We start from the raw sequence: 14,711 nt of genomic DNA, 5'->3' as shown, positions 1-14,711 counted from the left end.
AGTCGGGAATCAGGCCGTCGACAGTGCCACGATCATCTCGTCCGTGCCGATCACCAGACAGTCGCCGACACAGCACAGGGCACGAACAGGTGGCCCCGGACGGAGCCGCCGCAGTCCGGCGTGGTCGCCCGCGTCCGTGCCGAGCGACTCATGCACGATGAGACCGTCCGCCCAGGCCACCGCGACGACGGCGCTTGACCGGCCGTCCTCGCCGGTCGATGCGGCGAGAGCTGTGACGGAATGGGGTCGGACGTGAACGGGCGTGCTCAGGGGGGCGGCTCCTACGCCCCACAGTCTGACGTGGCCGTCGATGCCGCCCGAGTAGACAAGAATCGGGCCTTCTGCGGACCAGCCCGATTCCGCGTCCGACGGAGAGCTCGTGGCGATGCGTATGCCTGCCAACGCCGTGACCGGACCTTCGTGCAGCGGCTGGGTCAGACGCTGGAGCGGTTTCGCCGAGCTCGGGTGCGGGCCGGGACCGGAGTCCGTGGCCTCACGCACTATCGCGTGTGCGCGACCGTGCTCGTCTCCGAATACCACGCCGCCGGGTACCGCACACGCGGCGGTCAGCCGTGCCCCTCCCGGTACCTCACCGGGGAACGCCAATACGGCTTCCCGTAGCGGACCCCATTCGTCCGTCGACGCGTCGATCAGCCCGCGCAGACCGCTGCCAGTGCCGCCAGGAGACGGGATCTCGCCCGCGACATGGGTCCGTCCCCACTCGTCAAGGACGGCCACGGTCCCGTCCGGCAGGCCGAACACCGCGGTCAGATGACGCGGCTCGACAGTGGAGAGCCGGGTTCGTGGGCTCCAGTCGTCGGCGTCGTAGATACGGACATCTCCCATGTGGCCGGTCAGCAGGACCCGGCCGGCGTGCTGAGCCGTGCCCAGGGACAGCGCCGCGACCGGTCCGGGCCAGCCCGGACCGTTGTCGTCTCGCGTGCCTGACCACACAACACGCCACGGACATGGTGCCGCCGCCTCGGCGAGGCGCCTCCGTACAGCCGCGCTTCGCGGATCGGTGTTGGCGACGCGTTGAACCGGAGCGACGTCGCCCAATGACGCGAGCAGGACGAGTGCACGCGAGGCTGGGTCCTGCGGGCGGCACAAGGATTGTCCGGCACGCAGCCACGCGCGCCCCAGTTCGCCCATGAACTCTCCGGCCCGCTCCGCCTCTTCAAGCCACGCTGTCACATGGTGCGGATCGGCCGTGATGAGAGTGTCGATGTCGAAGGACGGCAGTGAGGGGCCGGCGGGTGGACTCGGCAGCCACCCCAGAACGCTCCCCGGCGAGGGGAAACGGTCGACCGTGTCAGCGGATTCGCAGAGGTCCGCGGTGTCGCGCGCCTCAGCCGCCACGCCCGTGTCGTCGGTGACGGGGGTGGCCGAGGCCGCCCATCGCCCGAACCCGTCACGATCCGTCCAACGCGTGTCCGCCAGATCGAGTACCGCGCGGAACGCGACCGAGCCGAGCAGTACATCCGTACACGGCGCGCCGCTACGCGACTCGACCATCATCCATACATGGGGCACGGTCAGCAGTGGCAGCAGCAGGCGCTCGACGATGTCCAGGGGGGCATACGCGCCGTGCAGTTCCGGAAGGACGAGCACCGTGCGACGGGTGTCGGCGGCCACCGCGGCGATCAGTTCCTCCGGTGACCTCGCCGTGATACCCAGGTCGTCGGCGAGCATCCACGCCGTTCCCCGCAGGCCGCGTTCCGCCAACGGCGCCACGGCATGGACCTGGCGTCCCTGGCCGCTCCGCTCGGTACGGCTGCCCCCATGCTCCACCAGCCATGCCAGGAGATGCGACTTGCCCGCGCCCGCCGGACCCGTGAGCGCGCAGAGTCGTGGGGCGTCGGGGTCCGTCAGCCAGCTGATGAGCGCGCTTGCCGCGGGCTCGCGCCCCGCGCCCGGCTTGCGCAGCCGTATGCCGTCTTCGTTCGGACCGCCCGGCGGCGGGCCGCCTCCGCTCGACGCCCCTCCTGTGCTCACTGCCCCTCCCGCGCCTGCCGGGCGGCTTCGACGATCAGCTCCTTGAAACCCGCCTCGCGCGACTCCGCAGTCTCCCCGTAATCGAAGCTGTGGGTGAACTCCGCGTGGGGCAGGACCGCACGCAGCCACACCGCGCAGTAATGTCCCGGCATCAGACACGGCTCCAACTCGCAGTAGACCCGCGTCACCTGCTCGGGAGGCACGCCGGAGGACGAGAGCCGTTGCCAGATCCGCTCCTCCGGATGTGCGCGCCCGGGGCCCGTCGCGTCGGTGACGATCTCCTCCCGGCCGCTGTCCGTACGGAACTCGAAGGCCGCGTGGAAGGGGAAGTTGAGCGTGTGCCGGACATCGTCCAGTACACGCGGCCACCAGTTCTCGCGTTCGACGAAGGCCGCCGGGTCCAGTGTCCTCAATTCCCTGTTCAGCTCGGCGAAGACGGCCGCCGCGTGTTCCATGCCGTCGGAGGTGGCGATGCGAGGAAGGGCGCGGTCGAGGGCGAGAAGCGAACGGTTCAGGAGAGCCACGGAGGAACTGACGTACATGTCCGGGATCACCTCCGACAGTACGACCGCCTGAACGGCACCGTCGGGACGTACGCACAACTCCGCCCCCTTGTCGTCACCCAGCCGCAGCCAGCGCTGCAACTGGACGGGGGGCGCAGGCTTGTCATGGTGCAGCGCGTATCCGCCGAGCTCCACGGCGTCACCGGGGGAAGCCACCCGGAAGTACGGTCCGACGGCGACCGGCACACCGATCTCCACGAGTTCCGCGCGCGCCGCCTCGTCGGGTAGCACGACACCGGCGAGCGAGACGGCCGTGAACTGGCGCAGTCCGTCCACCCCGAAGTGGTCGACGACGGGGTTCACAGGATCGATCGGCTCGTTCACGGGCTCGTACGCTCCCAGACATTGACGGTGGCACGCGGCAGGTCACCAACCTATCGCCCACGCCACAGGCGCCGGTAAGCCAAACATTCAAGATGCGTGCCTGGCCGGACCGGGCCACCGACCAAAGTCGCACCCGGCCGCGCGGGCGTCATACCCGGGGCTCCGTGGCGTAGACCATCGGCCGACTCCCTGGGGTGTCGTGGCTCGGCAGGGTGGGGTGGGGACGCGGAGCGCCGCGTTCGTGGGCGCTGTACGGGCGTAGGGATACCTGGGGAGGCACGATGCGCGGCGAGGGGATCAGCCGGGGGAGGTTTCTGGCCGGGGTCGCGGGGGTCGGGGGCGTGGTGGCCGCGGGGGTGCTGCCGGCCGCCGGGGCGGCCTGGGTGGAGGGCGGGGCGGCGCGGCGCCTGCGGCGGCGCCAGGGCGCCCGCGTTCATCTCAGTGTCGGCTGCGAGTTCGTGCTGTACGTGCCGGGCATCGTGCCTGGCGCCGACGTCATGGAACGTATCGAGAACCTCCTCAACGGCACGTTCGACCCGGTGCGGATGACACGCAGGCTCAGCTCGTTCATCGCGCGGTCCGCGGCGGTCGGCAGGTCCGTCTCCGGCGGCCCGATGACGTACGGCGCGGCGCAGGAGGACGACCTCGACATGGCGAGCTACAGCGTCGTGAAGACGGTCCGGGAACGGCCCGACGACCCCGCGTCGGCCTGGCGCTGGGAGCCGAAGCGGGCGTTTCACGCGCTGGCCGGGCACTACGGCCGGCATGCGGCCCGGCGCTGAACTGTGCGCTGTGCTCGGTCCGTTCAGTGGGGCGGGCGGTGCCACCGGGCGGGGGTGTGTCGGGGAAGCGGGCGTCCTGCGGCGACGACATCGTGCGCCGTGCGCCGTGCTCCGGATTTCCTTTTCCGCCTGTCTTCTTTTCGCTTGTCTCCTGTACGTTTCCGGCCAATAAGTTGAGCCGGCACCGTCGGCCGGGCGATATCCGGGGAGTGGGATTCCGGATATCGCGCGGGCCCGCGCGCTTCCGCCGGGCCCCTTTCCTCCGTCGAGGCGCGCGGTGTACGGCGCGTGGGCGGCGGGGGCCGCGTTTACCACCGGGAAGCCTCCGTGCACCGTCGGTGGCCGGTGTGACGGTGGTGCACGGCTGTGTACGGCGGCCGTCGCGGAGCGTCGCGGCGCGGGTGCGGTGCGTACGGATGGCGGCGTTCCGCTCCGTTCCCCGCGCTGTTCAGATGGCCTGCCTCGCGCGGAGTGGTGAATTCCGGCTTATGTCCGGTCCATCGGCGGCGATCTGGACGATCTCCAGGGGGTCTTCGCTCGCCCGGACGGCGCACCCGGCGCCGCGAATGCCAAAGCGAATCGGGAATCCCGGGTGCCGCGCCGTCGTGACCCGAATCCGCCACCCCTGACGCGGTGATCGCGGGCGGCGGGCGCGGTAAGAACCGACCGCCCCGATGCTGCTGTACGGAGGCCCCGGCGCGCCCCGTGGCGTCCGTGCGAAAACGAAACCGCCCTCGTTCCGGCGTCCTTGTCCTCCGCGACGACGCCTGGTTAAGCTCCCGAGCGTTTCAATTCCTGCACGTTTTCTCCGCATCTTTGCTGGATGCGGCGCTACTTCGCATGCGATCTCGTAAGTGATTTCGGGTCTGACGACGGCGGAAACGGGGAGGGCTGCGCGTGGGATCTTCTCTTCCCGAAACGGGGGCCTCGCGCGTCGAGGCTCCGGAATCTCCGGTCCCTCCGGTCCCGATCAACGACGCCGCGCACGCCGAGCGCACCTCGCACGCCACCCGCGACATCCGGCTCTTCTGGTGTGCGAACGCCGCCGACTCCCTCGGCAGCCAGGCGTCCGGCGTCGTCCTGCCGCTGTTGCTTCTCGGGCTCGGCTACTCGCCGGCGGTGGTGGGGCTGGTCGCGGGGGTGTCCACGGCGACCGGGCTGGTACTCGGCCCGCTGGTCGCCGTACCCGCCGACCGGGGCGCGCGAAAGCGGGTGATGTTCTGGTCGGCGGTGGTCTCGGCGCTCGCGATGGGCTCCGTGGCCGTGGCCCTGGCCGTGGCGGAAGGACGGCCGTCGCTGCTCCATCTGCTCGCCGCGGTGCTCGTGGAACGTACCGCCACCGCCTGCTACGAGGCGGCGGCCCGCGGCACGGTGGCCCTGATCTCCACGCCCGGGAACCTCCCACGCGTGGTGGCCGGGCTGGAGGCGGGTGACCGGGGCGCCCTGGTCGCCGGACCCGCCCTGGGCGGCATGCTGTACCAGGCCTCGCGCGCGCTGCCCTTCGTGCTGGACGCCGTCTCGTACGTCGTCACGGCCGTGTGCGTCCGGGCCATGCGCTCGGACCTGCGGGCGGACCGGGCGGACCGGGCGGACCGGACTGGCCGGGCGGATGGTGCGGGTCCTGCTGACCGGGCGGATGGTGCGGGCCGTACGGACCCCGCGGACCCGGCTGGTCGGGCTGACAGCGCAGGTCCTGCGGACCGGGCCGACCCGGCCGATGGCGCGGACCCGGCCGCGCGGCCCGCGCCGCCCGCGCGTCGCTCCGTGCGCGGCACCTGGTCCGCGCTGGCCGCCGAGGCCACCGCCGGACTCCGGCTCGTCCGGGCAACGCCCCTGCTGCGCCTGGTACTTGTGTGGACCACCACCGTCAACGGCGTACTGGCCGCGCTCTACTACGACGCCGTCTTCACCTTGCAGGAGAGCGGCCACGGCGGCACACCCATGGGTCTGGTCCTGGCGCTGTCCGGCGCCGCGGGACTCGCCGGTTCGCTCGCCGCGCCCCGGCTCGTGCGCGGGCTCAGCCCCGCACGGGCGGTCGTGGTGGTGTCGTGGCTCATGGTCCCGCTCGCCGCCGCGCTCGCGACGGCCGGGGGACCGTGGACGTACGGAGCGCTGTTCGGCGGGTTCTGCCTGATCATGCCGCTCGCCACCGTGATCCTCCAGGCACGCGCCATCCAGGGGACCCCGCCCGAACTCCAGGCCCGCGCGGGCTCCGTGCTCGCCACCGCCGCGGGCGGCGCCGCCGCCATGGCGCCCGCGCTGTCCGGGCTGCTGACGGCTCACGCGGGGGCCGCCGTACCCGCGCTGGCGTGCGCCGGGCTACTGGTCTTGCTCGCTCTGTACACGACCTTCGGGGCCACACGCGTCCTGACGAAGGGCTTACCGGAGAGGGGGCGAGGCGCGTGACCGGCTCCCGCTATCAGGTCTACCTCGCCGCCCTGCCCGAGGTCTGCGCCGCCGATCCCGCGCTCATGGCGTTCACCGCCGACGCGGACGGCCGGTGCGAGGTGTTCGCCTGGGACGCCGCGACCGGCCGCGCCCGCCAGGTCACCGATCGGCCGCGCGGCACGCTGCACGGAACGATCGACCGGGACGCGAACGTGTGGTGGTTCGACGAGGACGCGCACGGCGTGGGCCGCTGGCGGTTCCAGCCCTTCCGGGGCGGACCCGACCTCCCCGGGCTGACCGGCGTGCCCCCGGGGACCCCGCGTGGCCTGGCCGTGAGCGACGACGGGACCGTCGCCATGGGGCTGGGGGACGGCCGTACGACCACCGTCCACCTGGGCCCGCGCGGCGGTTCCGCACGCGAGGTGACGCGCGTCGACCGGCACGCCACGCTGTCCGGGATCACCGTCTCGGCCGGCCTGCTGGCGATCAGCGGACCCGCCGGTTCCGCGCACGCCGTGACCGTCCTGGCGGCGGACGGCACACCGCGCGCCGTGCTCTCCGGCGCCGGGGAGCACGGCAGGCTCTGGTCGCTCGGCTTCGCGCCCACCGCGGAACGCGACGAGCTGCTGCTGGTACGCGAGGACGACGACCGCTATCTGCTGGCCAGTTGGCGTCCGGAGACCGGGATCCGTACGTACCCGTGGTGCGCGTTCGACAGTGAGATCACCGCCCGCTGGTATCCGCACGAAGGTCACGAGGATCACGCGGACCACGAGGATCACGAGGACGGGGACGCGGATCCGGGCGGAGATGGGGATCCAGGCGGGGATCCGGGCGTCGATGGGGATCCCGGTGGCGACAGGCGTCCGGGCGGGGAGGGCTGCGCGGGGCGCACCGTCCTGATCCGGGAGGACCGCCATGGCCGCAGCACCCTGCACCGGGCCCGTCTGGACACCGGCACCCTCACGCCCGTGCCGACGCCGCCCGGCAGCCTGCTGGACGCGGCGCCGCGCGCCGGTGGTGAGGTGCACTACCTGTGGACGGACACGGCCCATCCGCCGCGTATGCACTCCACCGCCGGTACCGCGCTGCCGGCCCTCGGCACCGTGCCGGGGCGCGTACCGGGCGACCACCGCGATCTGTGGACGCCGACCCCGGACGGCCCCGTGCACACGTGGCTCAGCCTCCCGGAGGGCCACGGTCTCCCGGAAGGCCACGGTCTCCCGGCGAGCCAGGCCCCCGAGGGCCACGGTCTCCCGGCGAGCCAGGCCCCCGAGGGCCACGGACTCCCCGAGGGCCAGGCCCCCGAGGGCCGGAGCGCGCCGCCGCCCGTCGTCTTCCTCGTGCACGGCGGTCCCGCCGACCACGACCGCGACGCCTACGACGGTGTGGTGCACTCGCTCGTCGCCTCGGGCTTCGCCGTCGCGCGCGTCAACTACCGCGGCTCCACCGGCTACGGTCCGCGCTGGCGCCGGGCCTTCGGGTCGGGCGTGGGGCTCACCCAGGTCGAGGACCTGGTGGCGGTCCGCGCCGATCTGATCGGCCGCGGGCTGGTGCGCCCCGACGCCGTCGGACTGTGGGGCACCTCGTGGGGCGGCTACCTCGCCCTGCTGGCCCTCGGCACGCGTCCCGGGCTGTGGCAGGCGGGCGTCGCCGTCAAGCCCGTCGCCGACGGCGTCGCCGCCTACCGCACCACCACCTCCGCGCTGCGCGCCCTGGACGAGCGCCTGTACGGAGGCACGCCCGACGATGTGCCCGAGGCGTACGCCCGCAGCTCGCCGATCCAGTACGCCTCGCACGTCCGGGCGCCGCTGCTGGTCGTTGCCGCCACCCGGGACGCCAAGTGCCCGCCCGGCCAGGTACGCGGCTATCTCGCCGCGCTCCGCGCCGCCGGAGCCCGCCACGAGTCGATGTGGCTCGACAGCGGGCACGACGGCTACGAGGGCGGCGACCACGTCGCCGTACTGCGCCGCGCCGTGGTCTTCCTCGACCGCGAGCTGCGCGGCACGCGGGACGGGCGCGGCACACAGGACGGACGCGGCGCGCAGGACAAGCGCGGCACACAGGACGGACGCGGTACGCAGGGCGCGCGCGGCACGGACGGCGCGTACGGCCCGCATCGCGACCCCAAGACGCCCCCCGCCGACCGGAGGGGGGATTCCGGCCGCGTCCGCACGACGGCGGCGGCCGGGACAGGTACCACCGAACACACCGAGAGGAGAACCACCCATGCAGAAGGACATCATCCACAACGACCCGCTCGAGGGTGACGAGGAGAACCGGAAGCCGAGCGTCGGCGTCACGGTCACCATCCCGTTCCGCAACGCGGAAGACGCGGAAGAGGACTGATCTGATCCGCGCCGGCCGGCCCGGCGGCCACCGATGCCGGGCCGGCCGGTCGTCCCGCCCACGACCGGGCACGACCGCGGTCGGTTTGCCCGTACCGACCTACCTCCGTACGTCCCACGAGGAGCACCGACATGCGCGTACTGCTGGTCAACATGCCCTGGTCGCCCATCGACCTTCCGTCGCTGGCCCTGGGAATCCTCAAGCGGAGTGTGGACGAGCACGTGCCGGACGGCAGTGCCGAAGTCCTCCACGCCAACCTCGAATTCACCGACTGGATCACCCGGCGCATGGAATTCACCGCCGAGGACTACGAGTACTACGCGCTGGCCTCCTACTTCATGGGCTGCGGCGACTGGGTCTTCTCCTCCGCGCTCTACGACGACCCCGCCTGGCGGGACGACGAGTTCGCCGCCGCGATGAAGGGGAAGCTCGGCGCCTCCCGGATGCGGATGACCCGCGAACTGCACCGGCTGGTACCGGAGTTCGTGTCGGAGATCGCCCAGCGGATCGTCGACGAGGCACCCGATGTCGTCGGCTTCACCTCCACCTTCCAGCAGAACACCGCCGCGCTCGCCGCCGCCCGCCAGGTCAAGCGGCTCGCGCCGCACATCGTGACCGTCATCGGCGGCGCCAACTGCGATGGTGAGCAAGGCGCGACGGTCCATCGCAACTTCCCGTTCGTGGACTACGTGATACGGGGCGAGGGCGAGGCCGCGTTCCCGCGGCTGCTGGCCGCGCTCGGCGAGGAACAGCCGGACCTCTCCACCGTCACCGGGCTGTGCCACCGCGGTCCGGACGGTGTGAGCACCGCCAACGCGATGGCCACCAGCCCGCTGCCGCCCGCCACCATCCTGCCGCCCGACTACAGCGGCTACTTCGAACGCCTCGGCGCCTCCGTGGCCCGCAACTGGGTCGAGCCCAAACTCGTCGTCGAGGGCGCCAGAGGCTGCTGGTGGGGCGAGAAGCACCACTGCACGTTCTGCGGGCTCAACGGTTCCTTCATGCAGTTCCGCAGCAAGAGCCCGGACACCTTCTACGACGAGATCATGGATCTCGCCCGCCGCCACCGCGTGCTGGACATGTACGTGGTCGACAACATCCTGGACATGGGCTACCTCTCCACCGTGCTGCCCCGGATCATCGAGAGCGGCTACGACCTGCGGCTGCACATCGAGATCAAGGCCAATATGCGCCGCGCCCATCTCCGTACGCTCTCCGACGCGGGCCTGATCTACGTACAGCCGGGCATCGAGAGCCTGAACAGCCGTGTCCTGGATCTGATGGACAAGGGCGTCAGCGGCTGCCAGAACGTACGCATGCTCCGCGACGGAGCCGAGACCGGCCTGTCGGTGTCCTGGAACTATCTGCACGGCTTCCCCGGGGAGAGCGCGGAGGACTACGACCCGGTCATCGCGCAGATACCGGCGCTGGAACACCTCAATCCGCCGGTCGACCTCTCCGCCCGGATCGCCATCGAACGGTTCAGCCCCTACTTCAACCGGCCCGAACTGGGCTTCTCCGGGCTGCGCCCCGAGGCGCACTACCGCTTCACCTACGACCTGCCGGAAGAGGAGCTCTACGGCCTCGCCTATGTCTTCGAGGCGCCGGAGCGCGGAATCGGCAAACCCACGGTCACCGCGCTCAACGCCGCCCTCGCCGCCTGGCGCAAGCACCACGCCGACGCGCGCCTCACGCAGGCCGATCTGGGCGACCGTATCGTCCTGGTCAGCAAGCGCCGGGCGTTCGAGTGGCGGGCGATGGAGCTGACCGACCCGTACGAGATCGCCGCGTTCCGGCTGCTGGACCAGCCGCACACGCCGGCGGCCCTCACCCGCAAGGCCGCGGGCCGGGTGCCGGGCGGGGCGCTCCAGGAGGACGAGGTGCAGGACCTGCTCGACCGCTGGGTGGGGCTCGGGCTGGTCTTCACCGACAACGGGCAGTACGTGCATATCGCGCCGTCGGCGGTGAACGAGGACCTGCTGCGGCTGGACTTCATGCGGCACAGGCACGCGCCTCGGGCGGAGGCGCCCGTACCGGATCCCGCAACGGACCCCGCACCGGCGGCCGTATCGGCCTCCGCGTCGGCCGAACCGCACATGACCGGGGTCTGACCCGTCTCTCGATCTTCCACCGTCCGCCAGCCCTCTTCCACCAGCCGACTTCCACCTTCCACCAGCCCTCGTCCACCTTCTGCCAGCCCTCTTCCGCCAGCCCTCTTCCACCGTCCACCAGCCCTCGTCCGACCGCCGTCCGACCGTTCAGGCGCACCAGGAGGCCAGCCCGATGAGTTCCGGTTCCAGCTCCACCCTCACTCCGCCCGCCGCCGTCGCCGCCTGGCGTGACTACGATCCCGTCGCCTGCGCGCTGCCGGGGATGTTCCTCGGCGACCTCGCGCTGACCGGTTCCGTCCCCGAGGAGTGCGACCGGCTGTGGGAACTGGGCGCGCGCCGCGTCCGGCTGTCCGGCGCCGTGAATCTCGCGGACACGGCGACGCCGGACGCGGCGGCCCGTACCGTACGCACCCTCAGCCTCGTCAGAGACCTGACGGCCCGCGCGGTACTCGTCGAGTGGGACCTGCGCCCGGATCCCGGCCGGGGCCCGACGGCCGCCGAGGACATCAGCCGCCTCCTGAGCCACCTCCAGCCGCCGCAGCGGATCGAGGGGGAGGGGGTGGCCCCGTCGGCCGCGGCCGACGCGTTGCGGACCTGGCGCAACGGCCACTACCTCGGCAAGTGCCTCTGGCGGCAGGGGCCGGGCTTCGTCCAGATCCGCGACCGCCGCTGGGGAGATCTCCGCCGGTTCACGGTGGACGAGCCGCACTACCAGGAGGCGATCGAACGCCTGGCGTACGGGGCTCCCGCGGCGTCGGTGCCGGCGGACGCGCTCGCCGACTTCCGCGAGGAGCGTCTCGTCCTCGCGGTCGGCGGACTGGAGTGGTGGCTGCCGTACCGCGTCAACCGCTGGATCCAGGAGGCGATGACGATCTGAGGCGGGCGGAGGCGGGCGCGGGGAAACGCCCGCCACTCAGAAGACGCCCGCCGCGAAGACGCCCGGCGCTCAGAAGACGCCCTTGTACCCCTGCCAGCCTGTGGCGATCCTCGTCCGCGAGGTGAAGGAGCCGTTGCCCTTCCCGTCGTTGCGGTAGAGGTCGCCGGCCTTGTCCCGGATCACCAGATCGTTCCGGCCGTCGCCGGTGATGTCGCCGACGCCGACGATGGTGGTGTACGAGGCGCCCCAGGCGGTGAACACCGTCACGCGCTCGCGCAGCGTGCCCTTGCCGGTGCCGTCGTACCGGTACGGGGTCCCGTTCTTCCCCCGGGCCAGTACGTCGCCGATGCCGTCCCCGTTCAGATCACCGGCACCGACGACATGCGGGTAACCCGTCCAGCCGGAACGGATCCTCTTCCCGGCGGCGAGCGGCGCCCCGCTGAACGGAGTGTTCACCTCCGCACAACCATTCACCAGGCCCATCTGTCGCACAGGACATCTGGAAGCCAACGTCCGGTAAACGGAAGGGTATCCGCGAGATGTCTCTACTCAGCCGACGCCTCAGCCAACGCCGCTGGACGGCAGCCCCGGCCGCCGTCGCGGTCGTTCTCCTCGGCGCCGTGCTCGCCGGTACCCCGGCCCAGGCGGACCCGGCGGACGGTTCGAAACCGGCCGAGGCCGCCGGTCCCGTCCTGAAGTTCCATGTCGTCCAGAACGAGGTCGGCCTGCCGCAGCCCGCCGAGAGCGATCCGCCGCTGATCAATTGGGGTGTCCCGGGCGACCCCGACGGCGGTACCGCCAAGGACGTGGTCGTCAAGATCGACGTGTCCGGCATCTCCGCCTTCACCGAGGTGCGCGGCGGCCCCGACGGCTGCCCGGACGACGTGTGCGCCTGGCCCGTCACGGACATCGCGCCGGACGGTTACTCGGGCGGGCTCCTCGAAATGAGCGCCAAGCCGGGCGCCGCGCTCGGTACGACGGGCACCGCCCGGGTCTACGCCACGTCCACCAACGCGACCGTCATCGACACGACCGTGAAGGTCACCGTCGGCGCGGTGGCGCTGGCCGTCAGCCGGCTCCCCGATACGGAGACCGCCGAGCCCGGCAGCACGCTCGACGCCCCGATCACCGTCGCCAACACCGGGTCGCTGACGGCTCAGGGCGTGGCACTGCGGCTCGGCACCTCCCACGAACTCGGCTTCGCACAGCGGTTCTCGAACTGTGTGTACGGGACCACCGACCCTCCGTCCGGCGCCGGGCGCCCGCTGCCCGAGGCGGTGTGCCATATCAGCACGCCCGTCGAACCGGGCAAGCGCTACCGGCTGTCCACGCCCGTGGGCTTCGACGTCAAGAAGACGGCGCTCTTCGAGTTCGTGGACTTCGAGGTGACGCCCCTCGCCGCCACCGTGCCGACGAGCGCGAAGGACGCGAAGGGCGCGAAGGGCGCGAAGAGCGGCCACGGCTCCGGGGCAGGGCCCGTGCTCGCGCTCGTTTCGGACGGCAGTGCTCCGCCCAGCGAGTCCTTGACGGACCGCTGGCGATGGATCGTCAACGCGACCAACACCGCCGACCTCGACGTCACCGGGGACACTGTCACCGCCGATCCCGGCGACACCGTCACGCTGGCGGCGAAGGTCCGCAACGACGGCCCCGCCTCCGTCGACCTCATCACCGCCGACGGTCAGATCTCGCTGCTGGTCGAGATCCCCAAGGGCACGACCGTGGTCAAGATGCCGGAGCGCTGCCGCGTCTGGAAGGGCGACGGCGGGAGCGAACCCGACCCCGACGTGCCCGCCTACCTCTGCTGGATCGGCTCGCCGTTCCCCGTGGGCAAGGTCGCGACGGTGCCGTTCGTGCTGAAGGTCGGCGAGGACGCGCCGGCGACGACCCGCGGCGTCGTACGTCATATGTCCGAGTGGGGCGCGGAGTTGGCGTTCGACACCAACAAGGCGAACAACAAGGCGTTCTTCACGGTGCGGGTGACGGACGCGGCGGGCACCGGCGGTTCGACGGGCGGTCCGGAGGGTGGTCCGGCGGGCGGCTCGGGCGGCAACCAGCCCCAGCCGCAGACCATTTCACCGCCGAACGCAGGCGCGGGGACGACGGGAGCCGCGGGCGGTGGCACCGGCGCCCTGGCCCAGACCGGTAGCGGCGGTACGTCGGCGATCGCCTGGGCGAGCGCGACCGTACTCGCGGCGGGCTGCGCGCTGGTGGTGGTCGCGCGCAGGCGCCGGACCGGGGCAGTGGCCTGACGCGCACGACGCGCCCCCCGGGCACCGGCCCCAACCCCGCAAGCCTCCAAGCCCGTAAGCCCCCAAGCCCGCAAGCCTCCAAGCCCGTAAGCCCGTAAGCCTGTAAGCCCGTGAAGACACCGAGGCCCTCATGGCCCGCCCCCGCCCGGCACAGCCGTGGCGAGCGCGTCATGAGGGCCTCAGAGCCTCCGGGCCCGCCCCGCGGACAGGTCCGGGCGCCGGGCGCTGTTGCCCACCCCCGTGGGGCAGCGGCGCCCGGCGCCCGCAGAGCCAGGTCCCACGAGGGGACTCTCATGACGTGCACGCGCCAGCGTCGTCGATCCTGCTACTTGCGCCGAGGAGAAGTCAACTATTGTTGATTGCACGGCGGGTGGTCGACAGCGATTCCGTGCGCGGTGCGTCTTTTGACCCGCTTATTCGCAACGATCGTGTAAATCGGTACGGCAGTGTGATCCCCGCCGTCGGCCGAAGAGTTCTATGATCCGGCACATGGCCACGGATTCTCCACGCTCAGAAGCGTCGGCTCTTCGATCTGGCGACACTGGCGACACTGGCGACGGCGGGAACAGTGGGAACCGTGGAGAGCCGTCGGAACCCCTGGACTTCGCGGCCCGCTTCCGGCGGGTGATCTCGGTGATCTATCCCAAGGATCTGGGCCGCCCCTGGCGCGACTCGGAGATCGCCGAGGGGACCGGCCTGAGCGGCACCTACATCGGCAACCTCCGCAAGGGCACGCAGAAACCCAGCCTGGAGAACGCGGTGAAGATCGCCAAGTTCTTCGGCATCCCGCTGGACTACTTCAGCGACTCCGCCACCGCCCAGGCCGTCGAGCGCGACCTGCGCAAGATCGAGGCGCTGCGGGACGCCCGGGTGGAACGTATCGCCATGCGGGCCGCCGGTCTTCCCCCGGAAATGCAGGACGCCGCCCTCACTGTTGTGGAACAACTGAGGAAGGCCGTCGGACTGCCCGACGGCCGCTCCGAGGGCCGTTCCGACGGCCGGTCCGACGGTCGCTCCGAGGCGTGACCGACTACCGGCAGACGCCGTTGGGGCACTGGCGGCCGGCCGAC

9 protein-coding genes and 1 pseudogene are annotated in these 14,711 nt (G+C 71.8%); 7 read left to right on the top strand and 3 right to left on the bottom strand.

Annotated elements, in window-relative coordinates; all coding sequences use genetic code 11:
- Positions 1-9 precede the first annotated feature (9 nt).
- On the bottom strand, positions 10-1,995 hold the full coding sequence (locus ACIOGX_RS12350) for a hypothetical protein (protein ID WP_401912511.1): 1,986 nt from the start codon (positions 1,993-1,995) through the stop codon (positions 10-12).
- A complete protein-coding gene (locus tag ACIOGX_RS12345) occupies positions 1,992-2,882 on the bottom strand; it encodes a nucleic acid/nucleotide deaminase domain-containing protein (RefSeq protein ID WP_401912509.1) in 891 nt (296 codons plus the stop codon). Before ACIOGX_RS12345 ends, ACIOGX_RS12350 begins: the two co-directional genes overlap by 4 nt.
- A 281-nt stretch (positions 2,883-3,163) precedes the next feature.
- On the opposite strand from ACIOGX_RS12345, the gene ACIOGX_RS12340 reads away from it, so the two are divergent.
- From ACIOGX_RS12340 to ACIOGX_RS12320, 5 genes are all read left to right on the top strand, one after another.
- The gene (locus ACIOGX_RS12340) at positions 3,164-3,664 is read left to right on the top strand and encodes a hypothetical protein (protein WP_401912506.1); all 501 of its coding nucleotides are present in this window, start codon (positions 3,164-3,166) and stop codon (positions 3,662-3,664) included.
- An 897-nt stretch (positions 3,665-4,561) separates the two neighbouring features.
- Positions 4,562-6,070, top strand: coding sequence for an MFS transporter (locus ACIOGX_RS12335; RefSeq protein WP_401912503.1), 1,509 nt, complete (start codon positions 4,562-4,564; stop codon positions 6,068-6,070).
- Positions 6,067-8,322 (top strand): alpha/beta hydrolase family protein, encoded by a 2,256-nt coding sequence (locus ACIOGX_RS12330; RefSeq protein ID WP_401912500.1) that lies wholly within the window; start codon positions 6,067-6,069, stop codon positions 8,320-8,322. Before ACIOGX_RS12335 ends, ACIOGX_RS12330 begins: the two co-directional genes overlap by 4 nt.
- Positions 8,323-8,532: 210 nt before the next feature.
- Positions 8,533-10,512 (top strand): RiPP maturation radical SAM C-methyltransferase, encoded by a 1,980-nt coding sequence (locus ACIOGX_RS12325; RefSeq protein ID WP_356517674.1) that lies wholly within the window; start codon positions 8,533-8,535, stop codon positions 10,510-10,512.
- A gap of 172 nt (positions 10,513-10,684) precedes the next feature.
- Positions 10,685-11,389: a DUF5825 family protein gene (locus ACIOGX_RS12320; protein WP_401912496.1), complete on the top strand. Its 705-nt coding sequence runs from the start codon at positions 10,685-10,687 to the stop codon at positions 11,387-11,389.
- Positions 11,390-11,458: 69 nt separating this feature from the next.
- On the opposite strand, the pseudogene ACIOGX_RS12315 reads toward ACIOGX_RS12320, so the two are convergent.
- Positions 11,459-11,818 (bottom strand): annotated as a pseudogene (locus ACIOGX_RS12315) (FG-GAP repeat domain-containing protein); the annotation flags it as partial.
- A 110-nt stretch (positions 11,819-11,928) separates the two neighbouring features.
- On the opposite strand from ACIOGX_RS12315, the gene ACIOGX_RS12310 reads away from it, so the two are divergent.
- Together ACIOGX_RS12310 and ACIOGX_RS12305 are read left to right on the top strand one after the other, a co-directional pair.
- On the top strand, positions 11,929-13,641 hold the full coding sequence (locus tag ACIOGX_RS12310) for an LPXTG cell wall anchor domain-containing protein (RefSeq protein WP_401912493.1): 1,713 nt from the start codon (positions 11,929-11,931) through the stop codon (positions 13,639-13,641).
- Between the two features lie 633 nt (positions 13,642-14,274).
- Positions 14,275-14,667, top strand: a complete 393-nt coding sequence (locus tag ACIOGX_RS12305; RefSeq protein ID WP_165371782.1) for a helix-turn-helix transcriptional regulator — start codon at positions 14,275-14,277, stop codon at positions 14,665-14,667.
- Positions 14,668-14,711 lie beyond the last annotated feature (44 nt).

Origin of the sequence: Streptomyces sp. NPDC088147, from assembly GCF_044741565.1 — a bacterium.
Taxonomy (GTDB): Bacteria; Actinomycetota; Actinomycetes; order Streptomycetales; family Streptomycetaceae; genus Streptomyces.
Note: the sequence above shows the minus strand (reverse complement) of the source record. Positions and strands in the feature narration are given on the sequence as shown.